This is a genomic window from Allohoeflea poritis, assembly GCF_027889715.1.
GTDB classification, from domain to species: Bacteria; Pseudomonadota; Alphaproteobacteria; order Rhizobiales; family Rhizobiaceae; genus Hoeflea_A; species Hoeflea_A poritis.
Genome location: NZ_JAPJZH010000011.1, coordinates 107,481 through 132,567, shown reverse-complemented (window position 1 = coordinate 132,567; position 25,087 = coordinate 107,481). Strand labels below are relative to the sequence as shown.

Here is a 25,087-nt window from a genome sequence, read left to right as displayed (position 1 = left end):
GTGCGTTCGGCCAGTTTTGGCGGTATCGAAACCGGTTACGGATATGTGCAGTGCACAATCGAATTCATTTGACGCGGTGCGAAGCAAACCCAAAATAAGTGTTGCGCCGCAAGGGCGCATAACAGTGCCGGCCTTCCTGGCTGAGCCGCGGAGGACTGGATGACGCTGCACGATGTCTCGCTCAATGACAAGTTCGACCTGGAGAAAGACCGGATCTTCCTGACCGGTACGCAGGCGATTGTCAGGCTGCTTCTAATGCAGAAAGAGCGGGACCGGCGGGCCGGGCTGAACACGGCAGGCTTCGTGTCGGGTTACCGCGGCTCACCGCTGGGCGGGCTTGATCAGCAGCTTTTCAGCGCCGGATCCCTGCTTCAATCGAATGACATCGTCTTTCAACCCGGCCTCAATGAGGAAATGGCGGCGACCGCCTGCTGGGGAACGCAGCAGCCCGGTCTTTACGGCGCGGGCAAATATGACGGCGTGTTCTCGGTCTGGTACGGCAAGGGCCCGGGCGTGGACCGTTCCGGCGATGTCTTTCGTCACGCCAACCTTGCGGGCAGTTCGAAACATGGCGGCGTGCTGGCGCTCATGGGCGACGACCACACGGCGGAATCCTCGACAAACGCCCATCAGACGGAGTTCGCATTTGTCGATACGATGATACCGATCCTCAATCCGGCCGGTGTCCAGGAAATCATCGACTACGGTCTCTACGGTTTCGCCCTGTCACGTTTTGCCGGTACCTGGGCCGCGCTCAAATGCGTGAAGGACAATGTTGAATCGACCGGATCGGTCGAGGCCGGCCTTGAGCGCCTGAATATTGTCTTTCCGGAGTTCGACATGCCGCCCGGCGGGCTCAATATCCGCCCCGGGGAGTTGGACATGCTCGGCCAGGAGGCGCGTCTTCACGATTACAAGCGCGATGCGGTAAGCGCCTTCATCCGGGCCAACGGGCTGAACCGGATCGTCTGGAGCGGTGGCGCCAATGCCAGGATCGGGATCATCAGCGTCGGCAAGAGCTATCTGGATGTGCGCCAGAGCCTTTCGGACCTCGGCATCGACGAAGCGCAGGCCGACCGCCTTGGCCTCCGGCTGATGAAGATCGCCGCGCCATGGCCGCTCGGTCATGAGGATTTCCGCGCCTTCGCCGAAGGTCTCGAGATGGTCATCGTGGTCGAAGAGAAGCGCTCGCTGATCGAAGCGCAACTGCGCGAAGAGCTCTATGGCACCGCGCATCAGCCGATGGTCGTCGGCAAGCGCGACGAGACGGGCGGCTGGCTGTTCCCGGTAAAGGGCGCGCTTGATCCGAACGACATCTCGGTTGCTGTCGGCGAACGCATTCTGCGGACAATCGGTCATTCGGAGGAAATCGACAACCGCGTCAAGCGCATCCGGCAGGCGCAGGCCATGCTCTCCGACATCACCGATATCGCGGTGCGCACACCCTATTTCTGTTCGGGCTGCCCGCACAACAGCTCAACCAACGTTCCCGATGGATCGAGCGCCGCGGCCGGCATTGGCTGTCATTTCATGGCGATATGGATGGACCGCGATACGCGCGGCTTCACGCAAATGGGCGGCGAGGGCGCCCAGTGGGTCGGTCAGCAGCCTTTCACCGAGACAAAGCACATTTTCCAGAATCTCGGCGATGGCACCTATAACCATTCCGGCATTCTGGCGCTGCGTTTCGCGATCGCCTCCGGCGCCAACATGACCTACAAGATCCTGTTCAACGACGCCGTTGCGATGACCGGCGGACAGCATCTGGACGGCGGGTTGACCGTCGACGCCATCGCGCGGCAGGTGCGGGCCGAAGGTGTGGAGCGGATCGCGATCGTCTCCGACGAGCCGGACAAATATCCGAGCGGCATGGAGTGGCCGGCACGCGCCACGTTCCACCATCGCTCGCAAATGGACGCCGTGCAGCGCGAGTTGCGGGAAATCAAGGGCGTCACAGTGCTTCTCTATGACCAGACCTGCGCGGCCGAGAAAAGACGCCGGCGCAAACGCGGCACCTATCCGGATCCCGACAAGCGGGTCTTCATCAACGAACAGGTTTGCGAGGGCTGCGGCGATTGCGGCGTGCAGTCGAACTGCGTTTCGGTTCAGCCGGTGGAAACCGAATTCGGCCGCAAGCGGCGCATCGACCAGTCGAGCTGCAACAAGGACTTCTCCTGCGTTGACGGGTTCTGCCCGTCTTTCGTGACCGTACACGGCGCGAAGATCAGGAAGGCCGGCGGAACCGTTCTGACCGGCGATCCGCTTGACGGCGTGCCGCAGGCGCCCGTCGCCCTGCCGGCGGACGGATGGGCCTGCGTGATCACCGGTGTCGGGGGCACCGGCGTCGTCACGATTGGCGCGATCCTGGGAATGGCCGCGCATCTGGAGGGCAAGGGCTGCGGCATGATCGACATGGCGGGGCTCGCGCAGAAGGGCGGCGCGGTGCTGTCCCATGTCCGCATAGCGGCCCGTCCCGACGACATCGCGGCGATCCGCGTACCGGCCGGTAAGGCGGATCTGGTGCTTGGATGCGATCTGGTGGTTTCCGGATCGCAAAAGGTCCTGGCGTCGGTGAGTGAAGGCAAAACACTGTTTGTCGCCAATACGGCCGAGGTCATGCCGGGCGACTTCACCAGGGACGCCGATTTCTCGCTGCCGATCGAGCGGCTGAAACGGGCAATCGTCAAGGCGGCGGGAGACGACCGGACCGTTTATTTCGACGGTACGGGAGCGGCAACGCGCCTGTTCGGCAATGCCATTGCGGCGAACATGTTCATGCTGGGCATGGCCTGTCAGAGGGGCGGGCTGCCGGTGTCGCCGGAGGCCGTGGAACGCGCCATCGCGCTCAACGGTCAGGCGAAAGAGATGAACATCGCTGCCTTCCGGTGGGGGCGCCGGGCGGCGCATGAGCCCGAAGCCGTTCGCGACCTGATGGCGGCGACGCGCGAACCCGATCCGGTGCGGCAAATCTCGCGGTCTTTGGACGAGATGGTCGAGCGCCGGACCGAAATTCTGACCGAGTACCAGAGCCGCCGCTATGCGCGCCGGTTCGGCAATCGCATTGATCGGGTGAGGCAGGCCGAAGAGAAAGTGACAGGCAAGCCCGGCGCCTTGACCGAAGCGGCGGCGCGGAACCTGTTCAAGCTTATGGCGATCAAGGACGAGTACGAGGTGGCGCGGCTCTACAGCAACGGCGCTTTCCTGGCCGAGTTGAAGAACCAGTTCGAGAGCTGGGACCGGCTGGAGTTTCACCTCGCGCCGCCCATGCTGACCGGACGCGATGAGGGAGGCCGTCCGCGCAAACGGCAATATGGCGCCTGGATGATGCGGCTTTTTTCCGTGCTGGCGTCGCTGCGGCGGCTGCGCGGTACCCCGCTTGACGTGTTCTCCTACCAGGCCGAGCGGCGCAACGAAAAGCGGCTCCTGCGCGAGTACGAAGCCCTGCTCGACGAAGTTATCGATACGCTGTCGGGCGATCGGGTGGAGGCCGGCGTCGCGCTGTTGAGCTACCCGCAGAAGATCCGCGGCTACGGGCATGTCAAGGACGCCAGCATAGGGCAGGCCGAGGCCGAGCGGGAGGTCCTGAAGCAGGCGTTTGTGGACGGCAACGCCAAGATTCCGCAAGCGGCTGAATAGTCCGGCCACCGGGCAAGCGATTGTACAATTAGGCGATCCACGATCCGGCTGGGGCGGAATATCTGTGTTTTCCAATGCTTCCGGTGTTGCGCAAAGCAACTTATGTGCGCGTTACATTCGTTCACAAGGCTCAATCCGCAAAATGAGAATCTAAATTTGCGGTTGTGCAAAAAAGTCTCAGAAAATAGTGTCTGCCACGTGAATTAATCGGCGGATACCGAAGCTGTGACTGGAGCGGTTGTTTGAATTTTGAGAGTTCGGATACCCATATTCACAATGGCGATTCGCTCAGGTTGAGCGGAACCTGCAGGCGCGTGGAAGACCTGACGGATCAGATCAGGGAGGAAATGCTCGCCGTCTTTGAAGGGCAGTATGACTGTGTGAACAGACGGCAGTTCTGGAACGACCTGTCCGAGAAGACCCACGTTATTCTGGTTCGGGACCAGGACAACAGGGTGCGCGGATTTTCCACCGCGGTGGTCTGGCACCATATCCACAACGATCAACCGATCAGAATCCTGTTTTCCGGAGATACAGCGGTAGATTCCAACGCACAGGGTCACATGGCATTGCCGATCACCTGGATGAGATTTGCCGGGACAATCCGTTCAGAGGCGCCTGAGACAAAACTCTATTGGCTGCTGACGACAAAAGGTTATCGAACTTACCGTTTCATGCCGCTGTTTTTCCGGGATTTCTGGCCTCATTGGGAGCGCGCATGCCAGCAATCGGAGTATGAACGGCTTGGAGATGCGATCGGACAACGCTTTTTCAAAGAAAATTACCATTCCGATAGCGGGCTGATTGTATATGGCGGTTCAAATTATACGGTTAAGTCCGAGCCGTATGCGATTCCGGCCAAGGACTTGAAGAGGCCGGATGTCCGGTATTTTCTCAAGCGGAACGGCAATTACGAATTCGGCGACGAACTGTTGTGCCTGGGTTTGCTGGACCAGCGGAATATCAGGACAGGTTTAAGGCGATACTTTACGGCCGGACTGCAGCGGGACTTGCCTTGATATGCTGGATCTTCACCCTGAAGATGAATTTTTTCAATATCTTAAAGCGGGTTCAGCGCCGCCGGGATTTGATGTCTATCCGGTTTTCAGAAAGCTGCAGGGCCGTTATCCGGTCTGGAAAAGTCCATGGGGAGATTGGTATGTTTCCAGCTACGAAGCCGTTTGTCATGTCCTTATGAACCGCGATTTCCTGCAATCGCCTCCGGCGGAGCGCGGCGCGGGCAGCTTTGTTCACGAACAGACCAGAGACCTGGCGCGCGATTTCGATAAATGGCTGTTGTTTTCAAACCCGCCTCAGCACGCGGAACTGCGGCGCGCATTTTCACGCGCCGTAAAAGGACGCTCTTTGAAGCGTCTCAAACCGGTCATTGAAGATGTTTGCGGCAAGATCGTCCCGGACAGCGATTTCGGCTCATGTGAATTCGTCGACTCGGTTGCGAGGGTCTTGCCGGTCGCGGTGGTCAGCCGGATATTGTGCTTTCCAGAAGAAGATCAGCAGCGCATATCCGATTGGTCAGACTGCATTCGGCGCGGATTCGATGTCGGACTCGACAGCCTAAGTCATGAAGATGTGGCTGCCCTTGAGGAAATGATGACGTATTTCCGTGATCTCGTGAAAAGCCCGACCTGGCGGCGCGTTTCAGCGCAATCAGGGCTGGATGAATTGGCGGAGACATTCGACAGCAAGACAGCGGCGTCAAATCTTGCCATGCTTGCGTTTGTCGGCCACGAAACAACCGTGCATCTATTGGGGTCCATGCTTCTGTCGCTATCGGAATATTACGATGCGTGGCAGCAGCTGAAATCCCACCCGGAGCTGGTCAAAAACGCCGTGATTGAGGCGCTGCGTCATCAAAGTCCGGTTCAAAAGATCTGCAGGACAGCTGTCAGGCCGATTGAGTTGGCGGGCATGCGGATCCCTGAAGGGGAAATGATCGTGTTGTTGTTGGGTGCGGCCAACCGGGATCCGGCCCGCTTTCCCAACCCTGACCGGTTTGACGTGACTCGGCGCGACAACAGGCATGTGGCGTTTGGGATTGGCCTGCACCGTTGCCTGGGGGATAATCTGGCTGTCCTGGAGGCCGAGACGCTGCTGTCGACCCTTCTGCAGCGCTGGAAATCTTTCAAGGTCAAGCCGTCGAGTATCAGCTGGCACGACAACAGTTCATTACGGGGGCTGGATCGATTGTGCGTCGAGTGGACCGCGTGAGCCGGGCCGTCGGCAAAAAAACGGATTCCAATATCAGGCAGAATGTCGGTGACCATCGCGTGAAAATACCACCCCTAACGGTTTCATTTTCGGATGAGGTCGCGGATCCGTCGCAAGCGGTCGTCAGCTTCAAATTCGGTAACGGGCAACGCAAAAACGTCCGTTTCTCGAGTAATGGCACGCCCCTTCGCAGATCCGGCGATGCACTTTTCTGCCTTGGCTTGCTGCCAGCCGTCGAGCTGGGTGCGGAACTGATCGTAAAGAGTGCAGTTGATCCTCAACTTCTTGCAAACGCAGAAAAAATCCAAAAACTGATATGTTCGTGGAATCCGAATAGCAGGCCCGTTGCAATTCAGGCTGACACCGAATCCCGCTCATATCCTTCAGGCAGGTGCCGCGGTGTTTTCTATTCAGGAGGAATCGATTCTTCATACTCCCTGGCGACGGAAATCGACCGGCTGGAAAAGATCGTCACGATCATAGGTGCCAATAGCTCAAGGCCGGATTCCCCATCGTCCGAAAGATTGCGGCAAACAGCCATCGGCGTGTCGCAGCGGTTTGGGCTCGACCCGATAATTATCGAAACCGATATTCGAGACGTCTCGGATCGTTTGATTGGCTGGGTGGAGTATCACGGTGCATTGCTGTCGGCCGTCAGGCACCTGCTAAGCGATGAAATCGAGGAGCAGTTGATCGCTGCTTCAGGCGACGAAAACTCGTATTTGCGCCCCTGGGGCTCGCATCCGTTGCTAGACCCTCTTTTCGGCACGTCCGGAGCGAAGATTCTGCACCATGGTCTTGTTGCCCGGGCGGCCAAATTTGAAAGGCTGCTTGACGCACCTGTGCTGCTGCAGCATCTGCAGGTATGCGATCGATCTGAAGCCGGGAGTTGCGGCAGGTGTGACAAATGCACCTTCGTCCTGTTTGCGCTCGACGTTTTTCAGGTCCGCGATGTGCCGTCCGTATTTGCCGGCCACCGTCCCGATCGCCGACGGATAAATATCTCCGGACCATCTTCGGAATCTGACTGGTTAAGCCTGCGCGACGCAGCTTTGCAGAGGAACCGGCGGGCGGATCTGGTCGAAGCGATCGAGAAGGCTGCTTCGAAGCATCAAATCAACTGGGCTTGGAAACATGCCCTGCATATCTACACACTTCATAAAGCCTATAAGCAGTTTAAGAGACGCCGACGATATCTGGCGGATTCTCGGGGTCCGGAAGGCCAAACTGGGCCATAACGGGGGTTATTTGGTCCCATGCATCGTCGGATGCAGTTTTGCTGACCCGCCGGCTCCCCTTTTCTCAAGCCTTCTTTAATGCTTTTCCGATACGTCTGATTGCATCTTCAAGGATGTGATCTATGGGCGGTAGACAGCACGAGCAAATACCGACAGACGTCTATCTGTCGTTCGTCCGGTCGCTTTACGGCAACCGGATGACGCTTCGTGCCGGCATGATTTCTCACGTGCTCACATGCGGCCTGATTTATTTCAAGGTCCAGGATCCGGTCTATCTGGCATTCGGCGGCATAATCTTTGCCCTCTGGTTCATCCGCGCGATGTCGATGCGATGGTTCGACAAGGTGGAATTCGCCGATACCGACCGGGATCTCATCAGTAAATGGGAATGGCGCTATATTGCCGGGTCAGGCCTGGTCACGCTGACTTTGGGTCTGATGAACGGATATGCGTTCCTGGTCTCGCAGGACACGTTCGCCCAACTCGCCGCGCTGTCCGTTACGATCGGCACCATGGTTTCCGTCGTCGGCCGCAATTTCGGCTCGAAAACCAATGTCGACATCATCTCGCTTGCAGCCTGCCTGCCGATCATGATCGGTCTGCTGTTTGCCGGCAGCATCTACATGGCCATTCTCGGTTTCATGGTCATTCCGCTGATCGTGACCACGCGGGCCATGGCCAACGGCGTTCGCGAGTTCCTTTATGAAAATGTCCTGAGCCGCCGGGAAATCGCCATCATCGCCGACCGCTTCAACGCGGCGCTGAACAACATGCCGCACGGCCTTTTCATGCTCGATGAAGACGGCCGCATTGTCGTGGCCAACAAGAAGGCTGCGGAGCTGCTCTCTGCGCCTGAGCGGGACTCGCTGCGCAACCACTCCCTGATGGCCGTATTGCGTTACGGGGTCCGCAGGGGTGTCATCACGTCCGGGCGGGCAAAGATCATCGAGCGTCAGCTCAAGTCCCTGATCGCCGGCGAAGAATCGCGCGCTCTCGTCTATTTTTCGGAAGAGCTGTATCTCGAATTCAGCGCCAAGCGGCGGATGGGCAACGGTGTTGTCCTGATTTTCGAAGACGTGACCGCCCGTATCAAGGCCGAGGAGAAAATCGTCCACATGGCCCGCTACGACAGCCTGACAGGCCTGTCCAACCGCGGTTATTTTTCGGAGATCGTCGAGACCGCTGTTCGCAATATGGGCGATGACGAGAAGTTTGCATTGGCCGTGATCGATCTCGACGATTTCAAACATGTCAACGACACCAATGGCCATATGACCGGCGACCGGCTCCTCTGCGCCATATCGGCACGGCTTTCCGGCCTGGCGAATGAACGCATGACGCTGTCGCGGTTCGGCGGCGACGAGTTCGTGATCTTCATTCGCGACGTTCGCGACGCAGCCGATGTCGACAAGACCATGTCGGAACTTTTCGAATCCCTGCGCGGCAACTACCTGATCAACGGCAACAAGCTGTTTGTCAGCCTCAGCGCCGGCGTCGTCATCGGGTCGAAGGCCGAATTCAGGCTCGACGATCTTCAGATCAAGGCCGACCTTGCGCTCTATGAAACCAAGCATCATGACAAGAACAGCTGGGTCATCTTCGCCGAGGAGATGGACGAGAAATACACGCGCCGCCAGAAACTCAAGGCAGCGTTGCGCGATGCAGTGCGCGAAAAGTCCTTTACCGTGGTCTACCAGCCGATGTTCACGGCGGACACCGTTCAGGTGGTCTGCTGCGAGGCGCTATCGCGCTGGTATCACCCGGAGTTCGGCGCCGTCTCGCCAGCCGTCTATATTCCCCTGGCCGAGGAAATGGGCATTGTCGGCGAACTTACCCGCCATATGCTGACGGTCGCCTGCCGCGACTGTGCCAGCTGGCCGAACGGGTCCGCGGTGTCGGTCAATCTTTCCGCCAACGATCTTCGCAACAAGGAAATCGTGTCGATGGTCACGGACGCGCTCGACGCAGCCGGGCTAGACGCCAAGCAGTTGCAGGTCGAGGTCACCGAAAGCGCGTTTGTCCAGGATGCGGCGAAGGCAAAGTCGATCCTGGAAGAATTGCGCGCCAAGGGCGTCACAGTTGCCATCGATGATTTCGGCACGGGCTATTCGAGCCTGAGCTACCTGCATCTCCTGCCGCTCAACAAGGTGAAGATCGACCGCTCCTTTGTCTCCGACATCGCCAATGACGAGCGTACGCTGAAGCTGCTCAAAGGCGTTGTGCACCTGTCGCGCGAATTGGGGCTCGAGATCGTCGTTGAGGGCGTCGAGACCGAGGAGCAGCTTGAACTCATCCGCTCCACCGGAAGCGCCGACCTGATTCAGGGCTTCATCTTCGGCATGCCGATGCCCAGCAGCGGCATTGTAGAGCTGACGTCCAGCCGCAAGCCGAAAGCCGCCCGCGCGGCCGCGCCCAAGACCAAAAGAGCCGGCACAGGCGGCTGAAGTCCATCGCGCTGAGGCTCACGCAAGATTCCCCTGACAACCGACCCGTGAGCAAGGTGCGCAGCACTGCAGACTTGATTGCTGGGGAAAGCGCTACCTCCCGCCTATCCCATCCAACTCGAAACCGTTTGAGCACCGGGGTTTGCCCCTAACGCGACACAGGGATTGCACGGGCCTGTCCGCAGGCAGCGCCGCAGACGTGGTTGAGCACGGCTGATCGGGACTTCAGGATAACCGCAACGAAACGCCCTGCCGGCCGTCAGCGACCGCAATGCCATGCCGGCGGCGGCCGCGTCGGGCGAAAGCGCGGGCCGTCAAGCCTTGCGGATTTGGGAAACGGTGGAAAAGGCCGTGTTGTGTCAGGTGCTGTGCTTGGCCAAGGACATCGATGCCGCCGGCACCACCCTGTGCGCGGCAACGAGAAACAGGATGCTTGCAACCGGCGGGAGCGTCATGCTGCACAACAGGGCATATTTGAGTGACGTTCCGTCGTCGATGCCGGCGCCGAAGGAGGCGAACAGGTCGCTCAATACGCCGATGATCGCGGGAACCGCGCCATAGGCGATCAGCGAGGATGCGAACATCATCAGGGCCACGGCTGTCGCCCGCACGCTCTGTTTCGAAACCGTGTGCATGCAGGCCATTGCCGGGCCGAAGCCGGTTCCGGCCAGGAAGAAGGCGCCGAACAGCCCGTAATAGGCGACCTGCACATTGTGCCCGATCAGCACCGCCATGAACGGAACGACCGCCAGGCTGCAGGAAAGCGCCGACCACCAGAACTCCCAGCGCGCGTCGCGCGCGACAAGCTTGTTGACGATAAAGCCGCCAGCGAAGGTTCCGATGATCAGGCCAAATCCCAGGAAAGCGCCGCCGGAGCGGGAGAACTCTTCGATGGTGACGCCATAGGAACGCTGGAAGAATGCCGGTATCCACGTCGCCAGACCGGCAAGCGTGAACAGGAGCGGTATGGCGACCAGAAGCAACTGGATCTCACGGCGTTTCAGCATGGAAACGACGTCCTGGCTCCATACGACATTGGAGGCAGCGGCGGTGGCGGAACGGACCTCGCGCGGATCCCTGAGCATGACAAGCAAGAGGACAAGGGGCAGCAAGCCGAATGCGCCGAAAACGATGAAAGTCATGCGCCAGCCGACCATTTCGAGAACAATCCCGCCGACGATAAGGCCGATGAGCGTTCCGATGGTGCCGATACCGGTGAACAGCGAGATCATGAAAGCGCGGTTGCGGGCCGGCGTCACGTCGGAAATCAGCGACTGTGCGGATGGCACGCAGCCGGCTTCGCCGGTGCCGACCATCATGCGGCTGACAAACATCTGGAGGAAGCTGTAGGACATGCCGCAGGCGGCGGTGGCCGCGCTCCAGACAGTCAGTGCGATGGCAATGAGATGCACGCGGTTCCAGCGGTCGGCGATGCGCCCTGCGACCAGTCCCAGCCCCGCATAGCACACCGCGAAGGCGAGGCCGCCAAGCAGTCCCATCTGGCTGTCGGAAAGACCAAGGTCGGCCTTTACGGGTTCCACCATGAGGGCAAAAAGAACCCGGTCCATCTGGTTGACCAGATTGATGATGCCAAGCAGAACGACAACGACAAGCAGATTTTGACCAGCTTTTGATCCGGCTCTGTTATCGGGCATTGCCTCCGACCTTCGGTTTGCCCCACGCAATACGGGTTGCCGGTCACACTATCCTACGCAGGTTAATTTTGATTTATCGCGCGATCAGCCCGGCGCTTGACGATGGGAGAGCAGCGTTAGGCGCCGCGGAAGAGGGCCTGAACCCGCCCTGGTTGTGGCTGCATGCGGCGCGATTCTCGATTCCGCCCGGGTCTTGTGGCCTCGGCACCGGCGCTGACATCGGATTTTCAATCCGGATGCGGATGCTATCGCCGGGATTCAGCGCTTTTCGCTGTGTGTGAAACGGCGCTCGCGCCCGGCCTTTGAGGCGGGTATCGGCCTGGCATTGCGGGCCGAATACAACCTCGCGGGGAATGCCGCTCAATCGGATTCTGTTAACCTTAATATCACCTTAATGGGTTTCGTGGTGCGATTTACCTTTAACATGTTGAATTGTTGCATTAGTGTTAACTCAACATTAACCATCGTGTCAGGGGCGGACGATGACACAAACAGTAGGTGCGGTGTCGGCGTACACGACGAAACTCCTAAAACTTCTGGATAGAGTTGAGTATCGTCGTATCGACAATCTCGAGGACATGGAGGATGTCGCGCGGCTTAGGCGCAAGGCCTATATCGACGCCGATATCCTTCCCGTTGAAGGTGAAATGCTCATCGATGAGCTCGACTTCGACCCCCAGGCATATGTGTTCGGCGTCTATTACGATGAGCAGCTTGTCAGCACGGTGCGTATTCATCACGTCACGCCGGCGCATCGCGTCAGCTCCACCCGCAAGATATTCCCGGAAGCGGTTGACGCATTTCTCGATGCCGGAATGACGCTGATCGATCCGGTGCGTCTGGCGGCGGACCCGGACCTGCTGGAGGAACTTCCGGCGATTCCCTATCTGACGCTGCGTATCGCGACCATGGCGACCGACTACTTCAAGGTCGATCAGTGCCTGTCGCTCGTTAAGCCGCAGCATGCGGCATTCTACCGCCGGGTTTTCAGATCCAAGCAGATCGTCGCGCCGACGTCGAATTGCGATGACTACAAGATCGACCTGACGCTGCTTGCGGCGCATGTGCCGGTGGAACTCCCGAAGGTCTATCGCCGGTTTCCCTTCTTCCGCTCGCAGCCATTCGAGCAGCGCATGATGTTCGCGCCGCCGGAGGAGCTAAGCACGATGCCGCTCACCATCCGGCCGACAGCGCGTTACATTCAGGCCGCCTGATCCGGGACGGCTCCTGGCGGGCCGTATTCTCAGCGGATTGCATAGGTGAGGGACGGTTTGTCGGATATGAGTGCGGCAATCCGACCCTAATGCGCCGTCATCCCCGGTTCGACTTGCCCTGCAGCGCAGCATTGTGTATTCGAAGCTGCGAATGTCTTTTCGCCAGCCTGCGAACGCTGCTCCAGGCTCGGCTAGCAATGGAATTGAAGACAGGGGTTGTCCGTGTTTCGTCCCGGACACAGCCGGCTTGGCAGGGGAGAATCTTAATGGCCGAACAGAACACCGGACCCGTCGAGACGGGTGCCGAAATGGATTATTCGGAACACGAAAAAACCTACAATATGTTCCTGTCGCTTGCCAAATACGGCACGCTGGCCTGTATCGTTATCCTGATTGCCATGGCCGTCGGCTTCTTCACGGCAGCCGGTTTCATCACCGCCACCCTCGTTGCAATCATCCTTTTCGCCATCGGATTCTACCTGCTCAAGTAGGGTTCGTCCGGCCCGCGCCAACCGCCTCGCCGTCGTGGCGCGGTCACGGCTGTTCCCGGTGCGCTTCCAGTCCAGAGGAGTGAAGAGTGGCTAGTACCGTTTTCATCGCAAAAGAATCCGATTCCGACGAAACCCGCGTCGCCGCATCGGTCGATTCCGTCAAGAAGATGACTGCGCTCGGTCTCAATGTCGTCGTGCAGAAAGGCGCCGGCGCCGGCTCCAAGGTTCCCGACGAGGCCTTTGCGGAAGCAGGCGCGAAACTCGGCACGGCAACCGGTGCGAAAACGGCCGATGTCGTTCTGAGAGTGCGGCGACCCACGGATGCGGAGATCAAGGGTTACAAGAAGGGTGCGGTGGTCATTGCCATTATGGACCCTTACGGAAACGAGAAGGCCCTGGCGGCACTGGCGAAGGCGGGGCTGACCTGTTTTGCCATGGAGCTGATGCCGCGCATCACCCGCGCGCAGGTCATGGATGTTCTTTCCTCGCAGGCGAACCTTGCCGGCTACCAGGCGGTTATCGACGCTTCCCATGAATTCGAACGCGCCATGCCGATGATGATGACGGCGGCGGGCACGGTCCCGGCGGCGAAGGTCTTCGTGATGGGAGCCGGTGTTGCCGGACTGCAGGCCATTGCCACCGCGCGGCGCCTCGGCGCCGTTGTCTCTGCGACGGATGTGCGGCCGGCTGCCAAGGAGCAGGTCGCATCGCTCGGCGCCAAGTTCATCGCCGTTGAGGACGATGAATTCAAGGCGGCTGAAACGGCCGGCGGTTATGCCAAGGAAATGTCCAAGGAATACCAGGCGAAACAGGCCGAACTCGTCGCTGACCACATTTCCAAACAGGACATCGTGATCACCACGGCGCTTATTCCGGGGCGTCCCGCGCCCAAGCTGGTGAGCAAGGCGATGCTCAAGACGATGAAGCCCGGTTCCATCTGCGTCGATCTCGCGGTGGAGCGCGGCGGCAATGTCGAAGGCGCGAAGGCCGGCGAGATTGCCGATGTCGAGGGCGTGCGCGTGATCGGCTACAACAATGTGGCCGGAAGGATCGCCGCGAGCGCGTCGCAGCTTTATGCAAAGAACCTTCTTTCCTTCCTTGAGACGCTGATCAACAAGGACGAAAAGACGCTCGCGATCGATCCTGAGGACGAACTCGTCAAAGCCACCATGCTGACCCATGATGGCAAGGTTGTGCACCCGAATTTCGGCGGTGCCGATGATGCAAAGGGAGATGCATAATGGCAAATTCCGCAGTCGACAAAGCGCTGGACAATCTGGAATCCGCCGCGGAAGCCGTCCGCCAGGCGGTGACGGACATGCCGGCGGTCGCCGATGCGGCCGGCGCAGCCGCACACGGGGCGAGCGGCGGTGCGATCGATCCGTTCATCTTCCGCTTCGCGATCTTCGTGCTGGCGATCTTCGTCGGATACTATGTCGTGTGGTCGGTGACGCCGGCGCTTCACACACCACTGATGGCCGTCACCAACGCCATCTCCTCGGTGATCGTGGTCGGCGCGCTGCTCGCCGTGGGGATTTCGGCGAGCGGGCTGGCGACCGGCTTCGGTTTCATCGCGCTGGTGCTCGCCTCGGTGAATATCTTCGGCGGCTTCCTCGTCACGCAGCGCATGCTCGCCATGTACAAGAAAAAAGAGAAGTGAGGGGCTGATTGATGTCTGAGAGTTTCGCGGCCTTCCTCTATCTTGTTTCGGGCGTTCTGTTCATTCTTGCCCTGAGGGGGCTTTCGCACCCGACGACAAGCCGGCGCGGCAATGTGTACGGCATGGTCGGTATGGGCATCGCCATCCTGACGACGCTGGCGCTGACGACCCCGTCGGCCGGCGGTATCGGCCTTATCATCATCGGCATTGCGGCCGGTGGCGGCGTCGGCGCCTATGTGGCGCGCCGTATCCCGATGACCGCGATGCCGCAGCTTGTCGCGGCCTTCCACTCGCTTGTCGGCCTTGCCGCGGTGCTTGTCGCTGCGGCGGCGCTTTACGCGCCGACCTCCTTCGGCATCGGTGAGATCGGCGATATCCACGCACAGGCATTGATCGAAATGTCGATCGGTGTCGCCATCGGCGCCATCACCTTTACCGGATCGATCATCGCCTTTTTGAAACTGGACGGACGCATGTCCGGCAAGCCGATCCTTCTGCCGATGCGCCACGCCGTCAATGCCGGGATCGGCATCGCCATCGTCGTGCTGGTGGCGGTTCTCGTGGTCAGCGAGAGCACCTTCGTGTTCTGGCTGATCGTGATCCTGTCGCTGCTGCTCGGCGTTCTGATCATCATTCCCATCGGCGGCGCCGACATGCCGGTCGTCGTGTCGATGCTCAACTCCTATTCGGGCTGGGCCGCGGCCGGTATCGGCTTCACGGTGGGCAATCTGGCGCTGATCATCACCGGCGCGCTGGTCGGCTCGTCCGGTGCGATCCTGTCCTACATCATGTGCAAGGGCATGAACCGTTCCTTCATTTCCGTGATCCTTGGCGGTTTCGGCGGTGAGACGGCGGCTGCCGGCGACGATGACATGGACCGGTCGGTGAAGCTGGGTTCGGCCGAGGATGCAGCCTTCCTGATGCAGAACGCATCGAAGGTCATCATCGTGCCGGGTTACGGCATGGCCGTTGCGCAGGCGCAGCATGCGCTGCGCGAGCTGGCAGACCTGCTGAAGGAAAACGATGTCGAGGTCAAATACGCCATCCACCCGGTTGCGGGCCGTATGCCCGGTCACATGAACGTGCTTCTTGCGGAGGCCAATGTGCCCTATGACGAGGTTTTCGAGCTGGAGGACATCAACTCCGAGTTCGCACAGGCCGATGTGGCCTATGTCATCGGCGCCAATGACGTGACCAATCCGGCGGCGCGGGACGATCCGTCCTCGCCGATCTATGGCATGCCGATCCTGGATGTGGACAAGGCCAAGACTTGCCTCTTCGTCAAGCGCTCGCTCGGCTCCGGCTATGCCGGTATCGACAACACGCTGTTCTACAAGGACGGCACGATGATGCTGCTGGGCGATGCCAAGAAGATGACCGAGGACATCGTCAAGTCGATCGACTGATCCCGAAAATAAAAACCCGCCGGACCGGCGGGTTTTTTGTATTCCAAGTTCCGTCAGATCGGCTCTATCCGCGAACGCGGGCGAGGCCGTCCTTGGCCGGCTGGTATTTCGGGTCCAGCTGGGCGGCTCGGGCATAGGCGTTCCTGGCCTTGCCTGTCTCGCCGCGCTGCTCATAGATCAGGCCCTGATTGACCCAGGCCTCGGCGATGTTCTTGTCGAGCTGCAATGCCTTGTTGATGTCGGTGAAGGCGTTTTCCTGGTCACCGAGCGCCAGATAGGACAGGCCGCGATTGTTGTAGGGCAGCGGGGCGCTGGGCGACAGCGATATGGATTTCGAGAAATCCTCGATCGCCTGTTTGTGCTGGCCGCGCTTCTGGTAGATCAGGCCGCGATTGTTGTAGGCCCTCGGATCGGTCGTATCCAGATTGATGGCGCGGTTGTAGTCGTTGAAGGCGTTGTTCGCCTGGCCGGCCTCGCGGTACATGTTGCCGCGACCGATATAGGCAACGTCATAGCGCGGGTTGATCTGCAGCGCCTTGTTGTAGTCGTTGGAGGCGGCGGCCAGATCGCCCATGCCGCGATAGATCAGCGCCCGGTTGGCATAGGCCTGGTAGAAATTCGGATTGAGCCTGATCGCGGTGTTGAAGTCCTTCAGCGCATCCTGAAATTCGCCGGCGCGGCCATAGGCGCTGCCGCGAACATTGTAGGCTTCCGCGTCGTTCGGGTTGTTGGCGATGACCTGGGTGAGCGAGGCGATATTGCCCTCGGCGCCCTGCGCCCGGTCGATGCTGATGACGTTTTCGGGGTTGGTCGCCTGGCAGGCGGTCAGCGCGAGGGCCGATACCGCAATCGCCATGATTGCGGGTATTTGCCTGATGCCGGTGCCTGCGGTGTTGTTTGCTGTCACCCGTCTGTCCCTCGTCTGCCCCGTGCGGTTTGCCTGATTCACAGCTGCTCTGTTGCGGGCGCTACAGTGTCAAAAGACCACAAATAAAGGCGGTGGCGAATAAATCGCCCCGCCCAACAAAACGCACAAATTGCGTTTGAATAATGGCAGATCTAGCGGCCGCCGCGGCCGACCAGAAGGCCTTCGCGCTGCGCACGCTTGCGTGCCAGCTTGCGGACACGGCGAACGGCCTCAGCCTTTTCGCGGGCGCGCTTCTGAGACGGCTTCTCATAGAAATCGCGCATCTTCATTTCGCGGAAAATGCCTTCGCGCTGCATCTTCTTCTTCAGCGCACGGAGCGCCTGGTCTACGTTGTTGTCGCGGACAAGTACCTGCACTTGATCCCGTTCCTTTCGATCTGGTGTTAAGCCGGCGCATCTGTTTTTCGATATTGCGTCGGCAAATACATTCCGGTTCGCGAAAATCCTCGGACTTCGCGGCTGGTAGGCTCGTAACAGAATTCGCATTTCAAGTCCAGAGACCGGTGTCCGATTTGATTATTTTCGTGCAGACACGCCGGCGCATAAGTTAAATGGTCACCAAAGCCTAAAAGCAATCGCTGGTCGGATAGCGCGGCGTTCTGCGTCGCAATGAAACAATTGCGGCCTGCCGAAATCTGCCATTAGGGAAGCCGATTTCGTCCGTTCAAACGGGAGCCAGTCATACGCATGCGGAAGTATTCGATTTTCGCCGTCGCCCGCGAGGCCATGCGCGGCCACAAGGGGTGGCCGCAGCAGTGGACGTCTCCGGAACCGAAAAAACAGTATGACGTGATCATCGTCGGCGCCGGCGGTCATGGCCTGGGCACCGCCTACTACCTTGCCAGTCAGCACGGCATCACCAATGTGGCGGTGGTCGAGAAGGGCTGGCTCGGCGGCGGCAATACCGGCCGCAACACGACGATCATCCGATCGAACTATCTCTATGACGAAAGCGCGGCGCTCTACAATCACGCCATGAAGATGTGGGACGGGCTGAGCCAGGAGCTCAACTACAACATCATGTATTCGGCGCGCGGCGTCATGATGCTGGCCCACAATGTGCACGACGTCCAGGGTGCGCAGCGCCATATCCACGCCAACCGCCTGAACGGCGTGCAGAATGAATGGCTGACGCCCGAGCAGGCCAAGGAATACTGCCCGCCGCTTAACATTTCCAGGACGGCGCGCTACCCGGTGATGGGCGCGGCGCTGCAGCGCTGCGGCGGCAATGCCCGCCACGACGCCGTCGCCTGGGGCTATGCGCGCGGCGCCGCCGACCGCGGTGTCGATATCATCCAGAACTGCGCGGTCACGGGCATCAGGCGCGCCGCCAACGGCGCCGTCGAGGGTGTCGAGACGACCCGTGGTTTCATCGGGGCGAAGAAGGTCGGCGTTGTTGCGGCCGGTCACAGCACGGTGCTGATGGACATGGCGGGCGTGCGCATGCCGCTCGAAAGCTATCCGCTTCAGGCGCTGGTGTCCGAGCCGGTCAAGCCGGTCTTCCCATGTGTCGTCATGTCCAACACGGTGCATGCCTATATTTCCCAGTCGGACAAGGGTGAACTGGTGATCGGTGCGGGAACCGACCAGTACACCTCCTATTCGCAGACCGGCGGCCTGCATATCCTGACCCACACGCTTGACGCCATCTGCGAGATGTTCCCGATCTTCTCGCGCATGAAGATGCTGCGGTCCTGGGGCGGCATTGTCGATGTGACGCCCGACCGCTCGCCCATCCTCGCCAGGACACCGGTACCGGGGCTCTACGTCAATTGCGGCTGGGGCACGGGCGGCTTCAAGGCGACACCGGGATCGGCCCATGTCTTTGCTCACACGATTGCCAATGATGCGCCGCACCCGATCAACGCGCCGTTCACGCTCGAGCGCTTCCGCACGGGCCGCCTGATCGACGAAGCCGCCGCGGCGGCCGTTGCCCACTGATTGTCCGGGATCTGAAAATTATGCTGCTGATCTATTGTCCCTATTGCAAAGAAGAGCGCCCGGAGATCGAGTTCCGCCATGCGGGCGAGGCGCATATCGCCCGCCCGACCGATATCAAGGCGATTTCCGACGAGGATTTCGAAGGCTTCTTCTTCATCCGGTCCAACCCGAAAGGCATCGCCTTCGAGCGCTGGCGGCATGTGCATGGATGCGGACGGTTCTTCAACGCGGTGCGCGACACGGTCTCGGACAAGATCATCATGACCTATGAGGCCGGCAAACCGCGTCCTTCCGACGAGGAAATACAGGCCAGACTGAAGGAACTGGCCCTATGAGCGGCGCGAATCGCATTGCCGGCGCCGGCCGGCTGACACCCGCCAAGACCGTGCGCTTCACCTTCGATGGCGACATCTATACCGGCCTTGAGGGCGATACGCTGGCCTCCGCGCTGATCGCCAATGGCGTTCACCTGATGGGCCGCTCATTCAAATATCATCGTCCGCGCGGTGTGCTCGGCGCCGGCTCGGAAGAGCCGAACGCCTTGATGGGGATCGAACGCGACAAGGCGCGCAAACAGCCCAATGTGCGGGCCACGGTCCAGGAGGTCTTCGAGGGCATGACGGCGGTGTCGCAGAACCGCTGGCCGTCGCTCGGCTTCGATGTCGGCGCGGTCAATGACCTGTTGTCGCCATTCTTCGCCGCCGGTTTCTACTACAAGACATTCATGTGGCCGAAGGCGGCCTGGCAGAAACTCTACGAGCCGGTGATCCGCGCTGCCGCGGGGCTTGGCGTGTCGCCGGACGAGGCGGACACGGATCACTATACCAGCCGCTATATCCACTGCGACGTGCTGGTCATCGGCGGCGGCGTGTCCGGGCTTTCGGCGGCGCTTGCCGCCGCGCGGACCGGCGCCAGCGTCATTATCTGCGACGAACAGGCGCATGCGGGCGGTGCGTTCGCCTATGAGGCTGGCGTCACCATGAATGGCGAGCCCGGCTTTGACTGGGCGGTCGCCGCCGCGAACGAACTCGCCGCAATGGACAATGTCCGCGTGCTGACCCGCACCACCGCCTTCGGCTACTACGCGCAGAATTTCGTCGGTCTTGCCGAGCGGGTGACCGATCACCTGGCCGATCCGGAGCCGCAGCAGCCGCGCGAGCGGCTCTGGCAGGTGCGCGCGAAAAAGGTGATTCTTGCGACCGGCGCCATCGAGCGGCACATGGTCTTCGCCAACAATGACCGGCCGGGCATCATGCTGTCATCTGCGGCGCGCAAATTTCTCAACCATTACGGCGTTGCCGTCGGCACCAAGGTCGGCGTCTATACGGCAAATGATTCAGCCTATGAGACAGCCTTCGACCTCAAGCGCGCAGGCGTTTCCGTCGAGGCCATTGTCGATTGCCGCGACCATCCGGGCGAGGGCCTTTTGGAAAGGGCCGCCGATCTCAACATCGAGGTGCTGACCGATCACTCGGTCATCAACACCTCCGGCGCACGTCGTATCTCGGCGATGACGGTCAAGCGCAATCGCGGCGGCGCGGGCCGTTCGATTGCGGTCGACGCGCTGATCATGTCGGCGGGCTGGACGCCGTCGGTGCACATGTTCTCGCAATCGCGCGGCAAGGTTGCCTGGGACGCCGACACGCAGCGCTACCTGCCCGGCGAATATGCACAGGACTGCACAAGCGTCGGCGCCTGCAACGGCACGGACGACCTGCAGGCCACCATCGACGAAGCGGTCGCGGCCGGTCTCGCCGCCGGAAAGGCAACAGGCGGCAAACGCGCGGCGAAGCCGAAGCTTGCCGGCTCCGGCGCCGGAAACTGGTCGGGCGGCATGGCCGGCAGCGCCGCCGGCGCGGGGCCGGATACGACGGTCAAGGCGTTTGTCGATTTTCAGAACGATGTGACGGCCAAGGACATCCGTCTCGCGGTGCGCGAGGGCATGCATTCCATCGAGCATGTCAAGCGCTTCACCACCAACGGCATGGCTTCCGACCAGGGAAAGACGTCCAACATCCACGGCCTGGCGATTGCCGCCGAGGCGCTCGGGCGGGACATGCCCGAAGTGGGCCTTACCACCTTCCGGCCGCCCTATACGCCCGTAACCTTCGGCTCGATCGTCAATCACGGGCGCGGCAAGCTGTTCGACCCGGCGCGCAAGACCCCGATGCACGGCTGGGAAGAAGAACACGGCGCCGTCTTCGAGGATGTCGGCCAGTGGAAGCGCGCCTGGTACTATCCGCGCGCCGGCGAGGACATGCACGCCGCCGTCAACCGCGAATGCCGCACGGTACGCGCGGTGGCCGGACTGTTCGATGCGTCGACGCTCGGCAAGATCGAGGTCGTCGGCCCCGATGCCGCCAAGTTCCTCGATCTCATGTACACGAATGGCTGGCAGAAGCTGAAGCCCGGACGCTGCAAATACGGCATCATGCTGCGCGAGGACGGTTTCATCTACGATGACGGCGTCGTTGCCCGCATTGCCGAGGACCGGTTCCACGTGACGACCACCACGGGCGGTGCGCCGCGTGTGCTCAACCATATGGAAGACTACCTGCAGACGGAGTTTCCCGAGCTCGACGTTTGGCTGACGTCGACCAGCGAACAGTGGGCGGTGATCGCCGTGCAGGGGCCGAAGGCGCGGGAAATCATCGCGCCGCTCGTCGAGGGCATTGACCTGTCCAACGAGGCAATGCCGCATATGAGCGCCCGCGAGGGCAAGATCTGCGGCGTGCCGACCCGGCTCTTCCGGGTGTCGTTTACCGGCGAGGCCGGTTTCGAGGTCAATGTGCCGGCCGATTACGGGCGCGCGGTGTGGGAAGCGATCTGGGCGCGTGCCGAGCCGCTCGGTGCCTGCGCTTACGGCACCGAAACCATGCATGTGCTGCGCGCCGAAAAGGGTTTCATCATTGTCGGGCAGGACACTGACGGGACCGTGACGCCGCAGGATGCCGGGCTTTCCTGGGCGATCGCAAAGAGCAAGCCGGACTTTGTCGGCATTCGCGGGTTGATGCGGCCCGATCTGGTGGCCGAGGGGCGCAAGCAACTCGTCGGGCTGAAGACGAAGGACCCGAAAACGGTTCTCGAAGAGGGCGCGCAGATCGTCGCCGATCCCAACCAGCCGGTGCCGATGAAAATGCTTGGACATGTCACCTCGTCCTATTGGTCGGAGAATTGCGGCCAATCCATCGCCATGGCGCTGATCGCCGACGGGCGGGCAAGGGCGGGCGAGACGCTTTACGTTCCTATGCCGGACCGCACGATCGAGGTGGAAGTGACGGGAACGGTGTTCTTCGACGAGAAGGGGGAGCGGGTCAATGGCTGATATCCAGGCGGCATCGCCGCAATATCCGCTGGACGGCATGGTTGCCGGTTCGGCTCTCGTTCAGATCACGCCGGCGGCGCCGGCAAGCCGGCTCGCCTTGCGGGCCCGGCCGGATGCCATCGCGCCGCTCTCCAAGGCGCTTGCCGTCAAGCTGCCGCAAGAGCCCAAGACATCGGCGCAGGGCACGGCCGCCAAGACAAAGGGCCGCCGGGCACTGTGGCTGGGGCCGGACGAGTGGCTGGTGATCGATGAAAGCGGCGCCGACCTGATGGCGGCCTGCCAGGGGGCGGGCGGTACTTTCTCCGCCGTCGACGTATCGAACCGCAACACGGCGATCATCGTTTCCGGCCCGGCCGCCGAAGCGGTGATCAGCGCCGGTTGCCCGCAGGACCTGTCGCTCAAGGCCTTTGCGGTCGGCGCCTGCGCGCGCACGCTTCTGGGCAAGACGGAAGTTGTCCTGCTTCGCGAGGAAGCGGACGTGTTCCGGGTCGAATGCTGGCGTTCGTTCTCGGCCTATGCCTTTGCGTTTCTGGCCGAAGCGTTGCGAGACCCGATGGTCTGAGGGCTCCCCCGTACGCCAAGGCCAATCAAAACGGACGTTCAGTTTGGCTTCACCAAATGCTGGCAATCTGGACATCGCTGCCTTTGCTCCTCAACGGACGAATGGTCGCTTCTGGATTTAGCGTCGAAAAAAGTTCGCTGTTCCCAAATGGAAAACCCGGCACTTGGCCCGACCTCAGAGCACAATGACAAGAAAAGGATAGGGGGTTCCAGGCTGGTGCGCACATCGGGCCGGTCCTAATTTGTGCGGCATCACATGGCTGCAACTGATCTTTCGCCTGGTGAATTTCGTTCCTTGATCAGGATATACGCCAGGCAAAATACGTTCACCGCTGCCAGTATTGCTTCATGGGTCAACGGCATGAAGAGGCTTTCATCCGGCACACCATCGGCGACCCAGCTGACTGATCTTCCAAGGACAATGCCGACGAACAGAACACTGAGGACGACAAAGGCCGTAACCCTGAAGCGCGGCATGAAGATGCCAAGAAAAGCGACGATACCCGACAGGACCATTTCTGCACCTATCCCCCTGATTTCACTCATCATCTCAATGGTCAATACGTTCCCGTCATCTGCAAGATGGGTTTTCAGAAACGAGGCCGCTGACGGGTCTATGAACCTCATGGTGGAGACATAGAACAGCGCCAAGCCGGACAGCGCCAGAACGATATTGTAGAATGATTTCATGCTGCCATTCCTTTTGTAACGTTGGGCTGAGGGCGCAAATTTCCGCCAGGCGCGGGGGAAAGTTCCGCCCGCGGTGCGTGGTTTGAAACTTGCGCTTTATCTCAAATCTCAATCTGATCATCGTTCAGATACTAATATGATCACCGATCAGATTGTGTCAATATCCGATATGTGCTTGGGTGAATGACATGAGAAGCGAAACCTACTCACGTGACAGATATCACCACGGCAATCTTCCAGAGGTCTTGATCAACGAGGGATCGAAGGTCCTCGCCGAAAAGGGAGTCGACGGGTTCAGCATGCGTGAGGTTGCACGACGCGCCGGGGTCGCCGTGGCAGCGCCCTCCCACCATTTCGGCAATGCCAAAGGTCTTCTCACGGCAATCGCGGCTCAAGGATTCGGCAAACTCGCAACAAGCATGGACCTGGCAGCATCAGCCTCGCGTGATTGCGAAGACCGGGTGGTCGCAATGTGTCAGGCCTATCGCGCAATGGGTATGAGCGATCCAGGCTATGCTGCAATCATGTTCCGTGTGGAACTTGTGGATGAAAGCGATCAACGTTTTCAGGAACAGTCGCACCGCGCATTTGATCTTTTTGCACAGGCGCTCAAGCAGGCGGCTTCAGCAAATGTCGATGCTGCCCAAATCAACTACGCAGCGCAGACGCTCTGGGCAACGATGCACGGACTCGTCGACCTGAAGATGATAAAGGATCAGGAGGCCGAGGAGCTTATCCGCTTCGCAGTGCGCACTCTATTGGCCGGGATACGGTAAGCAGTTTCAAAACAAGGATTTAGATTGGCCCGTTGAGCGGTGCGCACCGGCGATGCCACAACAAAGACGGCTGGCAGGACAACCATAAAACGCTGAAACCCTGGCGGTGAGGATGTGCTGGCGATTGGTCAGGGCCACCGGCTCCACGAGGTTACCACGAATGGCGGTGACCGCTGCGGCGTCGAACGTCATAGAAAATTCCTATCAGAATCGCCGCGTCAATCGATTTCAGTCTGCAGTTTCAGACCCCATATCCGGTGGAAACGGAGACGCATAGTGACAACACACGACATTGAGTTTGCCACACGAGGCCAGGTGAATGCGCGCCGCAACTACCTCATGGGTATCTGGGCCGGCCGAATGCTGGGACTTTCCGACCGTGACCTCGCGGACTACGTCCGCGACGTGATGGCGTCGGACTTCCTCGAGCCCGGCCCACAGGACGTGGTGCGAAAGGTACAGCGCGATCTTTATGGCATCGGCACGGAGATTTCCGAAGTGGAGGTCCTGCGCCAGTTGCAGATGACCGAACGCAGCGTGCGCGCCGAACTGCTCACCACCGACTGAAAGAACCATTCTCGAGGAGGATTTGCCGGTGTCAGAAGACCTTCAGACCTTTTGGAAGCGCTTGAGCATTGTCGAGGCCAAGATCCAGCAGGAACAGTCGCGATTGCGGGTCGACTCGGTCCGGCTGGCGCTGCTCGAGCAGATGAAGTCGGCGTTGAAGGACGATATCCGGACCGCCGAGTCGCAGGCCGTCGGACGGGATATGGGTGCAGTAAGCACGGCAGCCGTCCAGCCGGCGCAACATGTGGCCTGAATTTACCCGTTGATGGCGAAATGAAATCGTGCCGGCGCGATCCGATACGAAGCCCGGCGCGTCAGGCTTACGCC

General features: G+C 60.2%; 22 protein-coding genes. 17 read left to right on the top strand and 5 right to left on the bottom strand.

What is annotated here, in order from left to right; genetic code table 11:
• Positions 1-159 precede the first annotated feature (159 nt).
• The 5 genes from OOZ53_RS17640 (at position 160) to OOZ53_RS17620 (ending at position 9,547) form a co-directional block, all read left to right on the top strand.
• Positions 160-3,636, top strand: a complete 3,477-nt coding sequence (locus OOZ53_RS17640; protein ID WP_271090999.1) for an indolepyruvate ferredoxin oxidoreductase family protein — start codon at positions 160-162, stop codon at positions 3,634-3,636.
• 314 nt (positions 3,637-3,950) lie between these two features.
• On the top strand, positions 3,951-4,655 hold the full coding sequence (locus tag OOZ53_RS17635) for a hypothetical protein (protein WP_271090998.1): 705 nt from the start codon (positions 3,951-3,953) through the stop codon (positions 4,653-4,655).
• A 1-nt stretch (position 4,656) separates the two neighbouring features.
• A complete protein-coding gene (locus OOZ53_RS17630) occupies positions 4,657-5,865 on the top strand; it encodes a cytochrome P450 (RefSeq protein WP_271090997.1) in 1,209 nt (402 codons plus the stop codon).
• On the top strand, positions 5,862-7,103 hold the full coding sequence (locus tag OOZ53_RS17625; RefSeq protein WP_271090996.1) for an adenine nucleotide alpha hydrolase family protein: 1,242 nt from the start codon (positions 5,862-5,864) through the stop codon (positions 7,101-7,103). Before OOZ53_RS17630 ends, OOZ53_RS17625 begins: the two co-directional genes overlap by 4 nt.
• 122 nt (positions 7,104-7,225) lie before the next feature.
• A complete protein-coding gene (locus OOZ53_RS17620) occupies positions 7,226-9,547 on the top strand; it encodes a putative bifunctional diguanylate cyclase/phosphodiesterase (RefSeq protein WP_271090995.1) in 2,322 nt (773 codons plus the stop codon).
• A gap of 359 nt (positions 9,548-9,906) precedes the next feature.
• On the opposite strand, the gene OOZ53_RS17615 is transcribed toward OOZ53_RS17620, so the two are convergent.
• Entirely contained in the window at positions 9,907-11,202 is a 1,296-nt protein-coding gene (locus tag OOZ53_RS17615; RefSeq protein ID WP_271090994.1) for a spinster family MFS transporter, read from the bottom strand.
• Positions 11,203-11,684: 482 nt separating this feature from the next.
• Here OOZ53_RS17615 and OOZ53_RS17610 point away from each other — a divergent pair, with 482 nt between their 5' ends.
• The 5 genes from OOZ53_RS17610 (at position 11,685) to OOZ53_RS17590 (ending at position 15,973) form a co-directional block, all read left to right on the top strand.
• The gene (locus OOZ53_RS17610; RefSeq protein ID WP_271090993.1) at positions 11,685-12,416 is read left to right on the top strand and encodes an N-acyl amino acid synthase FeeM domain-containing protein; all 732 of its coding nucleotides are present in this window, start codon (positions 11,685-11,687) and stop codon (positions 12,414-12,416) included.
• Between the two features lie 266 nt (positions 12,417-12,682).
• On the top strand, positions 12,683-12,907 hold the full coding sequence (locus OOZ53_RS17605) for an aa3-type cytochrome c oxidase subunit IV (RefSeq protein WP_271090992.1): 225 nt from the start codon (positions 12,683-12,685) through the stop codon (positions 12,905-12,907).
• Between the two features lie 86 nt (positions 12,908-12,993).
• Complete coding sequence (locus OOZ53_RS17600; protein WP_271090991.1) at positions 12,994-14,148, top strand: Re/Si-specific NAD(P)(+) transhydrogenase subunit alpha; 1,155 nt, start codon at positions 12,994-12,996, stop codon at positions 14,146-14,148.
• Complete coding sequence (locus tag OOZ53_RS17595; RefSeq protein WP_271090990.1) at positions 14,148-14,567, top strand: proton-translocating transhydrogenase family protein; 420 nt, start codon at positions 14,148-14,150, stop codon at positions 14,565-14,567. The genes OOZ53_RS17600 and OOZ53_RS17595 overlap by 1 nt, the downstream gene beginning before the upstream one ends.
• A gap of 11 nt (positions 14,568-14,578) precedes the next feature.
• Positions 14,579-15,973 carry an NAD(P)(+) transhydrogenase (Re/Si-specific) subunit beta gene (locus OOZ53_RS17590; protein WP_271090989.1) on the top strand — a complete coding sequence of 465 codons (1,395 nt, stop codon included), beginning with the start codon at positions 14,579-14,581 and terminating at the stop codon, positions 15,971-15,973.
• A gap of 64 nt (positions 15,974-16,037) precedes the next feature.
• Here OOZ53_RS17590 and OOZ53_RS17585 read toward each other — a convergent pair whose 3' ends face one another.
• Both OOZ53_RS17585 and rpsU read right to left on the bottom strand, forming a co-directional pair.
• The gene (locus OOZ53_RS17585) at positions 16,038-16,880 is read right to left on the bottom strand and encodes a tetratricopeptide repeat protein (protein WP_425499176.1); all 843 of its coding nucleotides are present in this window, start codon (positions 16,878-16,880) and stop codon (positions 16,038-16,040) included.
• A 152-nt stretch (positions 16,881-17,032) separates the two neighbouring features.
• Entirely contained in the window at positions 17,033-17,257 is a 225-nt protein-coding gene (rpsU, locus tag OOZ53_RS17580; protein ID WP_136660797.1) for a 30S ribosomal protein S21, read from the bottom strand.
• 330 nt (positions 17,258-17,587) lie between these two features.
• Here rpsU and OOZ53_RS17575 point away from each other — a divergent pair, with 330 nt between their 5' ends.
• From OOZ53_RS17575 to OOZ53_RS17560, 4 genes are read left to right on the top strand one after another with little or no spacing between them, the layout of a single operon-like run.
• Positions 17,588-18,841, top strand: a complete 1,254-nt coding sequence (locus OOZ53_RS17575; RefSeq protein WP_271090987.1) for a sarcosine oxidase subunit beta — start codon at positions 17,588-17,590, stop codon at positions 18,839-18,841.
• A 20-nt stretch (positions 18,842-18,861) separates the two neighbouring features.
• Positions 18,862-19,176, top strand: coding sequence for a sarcosine oxidase subunit delta (locus tag OOZ53_RS17570; RefSeq protein WP_271090985.1), 315 nt, complete (start codon positions 18,862-18,864; stop codon positions 19,174-19,176).
• Positions 19,173-22,166 carry a sarcosine oxidase subunit alpha gene (locus tag OOZ53_RS17565; RefSeq protein ID WP_271090984.1) on the top strand — a complete coding sequence of 998 codons (2,994 nt, stop codon included), beginning with the start codon at positions 19,173-19,175 and terminating at the stop codon, positions 22,164-22,166. Before OOZ53_RS17570 ends, OOZ53_RS17565 begins: the two co-directional genes overlap by 4 nt.
• Positions 22,159-22,728, top strand: a complete 570-nt coding sequence (locus OOZ53_RS17560; protein ID WP_271090982.1) for a sarcosine oxidase subunit gamma — start codon at positions 22,159-22,161, stop codon at positions 22,726-22,728. Before OOZ53_RS17565 ends, OOZ53_RS17560 begins: the two co-directional genes overlap by 8 nt.
• 251 nt (positions 22,729-22,979) lie before the next feature.
• Here OOZ53_RS17560 and OOZ53_RS17555 read toward each other — a convergent pair whose 3' ends face one another.
• Entirely contained in the window at positions 22,980-23,417 is a 438-nt protein-coding gene (locus OOZ53_RS17555) for a DUF4345 domain-containing protein (protein WP_271090981.1), read from the bottom strand.
• Between the two features lie 188 nt (positions 23,418-23,605).
• On the opposite strand from OOZ53_RS17555, the gene OOZ53_RS17550 reads away from it, so the two are divergent.
• Entirely contained in the window at positions 23,606-24,193 is a 588-nt protein-coding gene (locus OOZ53_RS17550; protein ID WP_271090980.1) for a TetR/AcrR family transcriptional regulator, read from the top strand.
• Positions 24,194-24,199: 6 nt separating this feature from the next.
• On the opposite strand, the gene OOZ53_RS17545 is transcribed toward OOZ53_RS17550, so the two are convergent.
• The gene (locus tag OOZ53_RS17545; protein WP_271090979.1) at positions 24,200-24,385 is read right to left on the bottom strand and encodes a hypothetical protein; all 186 of its coding nucleotides are present in this window, start codon (positions 24,383-24,385) and stop codon (positions 24,200-24,202) included.
• 84 nt (positions 24,386-24,469) lie between these two features.
• Between OOZ53_RS17545 and OOZ53_RS17540 the strand changes: the two genes are divergently transcribed.
• Together OOZ53_RS17540 and OOZ53_RS17535 are read left to right on the top strand one after the other, a co-directional pair.
• Positions 24,470-24,760: an ATPase inhibitor subunit zeta gene (locus OOZ53_RS17540; RefSeq protein ID WP_271090978.1), complete on the top strand. Its 291-nt coding sequence runs from the start codon at positions 24,470-24,472 to the stop codon at positions 24,758-24,760.
• A 28-nt stretch (positions 24,761-24,788) separates the two neighbouring features.
• Entirely contained in the window at positions 24,789-25,013 is a 225-nt protein-coding gene (locus OOZ53_RS17535) for a hypothetical protein (RefSeq protein WP_271090977.1), read from the top strand.
• The last annotated feature ends 74 nt before the right edge of the window (positions 25,014-25,087 follow it).

Excerpts from the sequence above, each read along its gene's own strand:
- OOZ53_RS17605 (WP_271090992.1), top strand. The coding sequence starts at position 12,683 with ATGGCCGAACAGAACACCGGACCCGTCGAGACGGGTGCCGAAATGGAT.
- OOZ53_RS17610 (WP_271090993.1), top strand. The coding sequence starts at position 11,685 with ATGACACAAACAGTAGGTGCGGTGTCGGCGTACACGACGAAACTCCTA.
- OOZ53_RS17550 (WP_271090980.1), top strand. The coding sequence starts at position 23,606 with ATGAGAAGCGAAACCTACTCACGTGACAGATATCACCACGGCAATCTT.
- OOZ53_RS17640 (WP_271090999.1), top strand. The coding sequence starts at position 160 with ATGACGCTGCACGATGTCTCGCTCAATGACAAGTTCGACCTGGAGAAA.
- OOZ53_RS17555 (WP_271090981.1), bottom strand. The coding sequence starts at position 23,417 with ATGAAATCATTCTACAATATCGTTCTGGCGCTGTCCGGCTTGGCGCTG.
- OOZ53_RS17560 (WP_271090982.1), top strand. The coding sequence starts at position 22,159 with ATGGCTGATATCCAGGCGGCATCGCCGCAATATCCGCTGGACGGCATG.
- OOZ53_RS17630 (WP_271090997.1), top strand. The coding sequence starts at position 4,657 with ATGCTGGATCTTCACCCTGAAGATGAATTTTTTCAATATCTTAAAGCG.
- OOZ53_RS17590 (WP_271090989.1), top strand. The coding sequence starts at position 14,579 with ATGTCTGAGAGTTTCGCGGCCTTCCTCTATCTTGTTTCGGGCGTTCTG.
- OOZ53_RS17615 (WP_271090994.1), bottom strand. The coding sequence starts at position 11,202 with ATGCCCGATAACAGAGCCGGATCAAAAGCTGGTCAAAATCTGCTTGTC.
- OOZ53_RS17545 (WP_271090979.1), bottom strand. The coding sequence starts at position 24,385 with ATGACGTTCGACGCCGCAGCGGTCACCGCCATTCGTGGTAACCTCGTG.
- OOZ53_RS17595 (WP_271090990.1), top strand. The coding sequence starts at position 14,148 with ATGGCAAATTCCGCAGTCGACAAAGCGCTGGACAATCTGGAATCCGCC.
- OOZ53_RS17620 (WP_271090995.1), top strand. The coding sequence starts at position 7,226 with ATGGGCGGTAGACAGCACGAGCAAATACCGACAGACGTCTATCTGTCG.
- OOZ53_RS17575 (WP_271090987.1), top strand. The coding sequence starts at position 17,588 with ATGCGGAAGTATTCGATTTTCGCCGTCGCCCGCGAGGCCATGCGCGGC.
- OOZ53_RS17570 (WP_271090985.1), top strand. The coding sequence starts at position 18,862 with ATGCTGCTGATCTATTGTCCCTATTGCAAAGAAGAGCGCCCGGAGATC.
- OOZ53_RS17565 (WP_271090984.1), top strand. The coding sequence starts at position 19,173 with ATGAGCGGCGCGAATCGCATTGCCGGCGCCGGCCGGCTGACACCCGCC.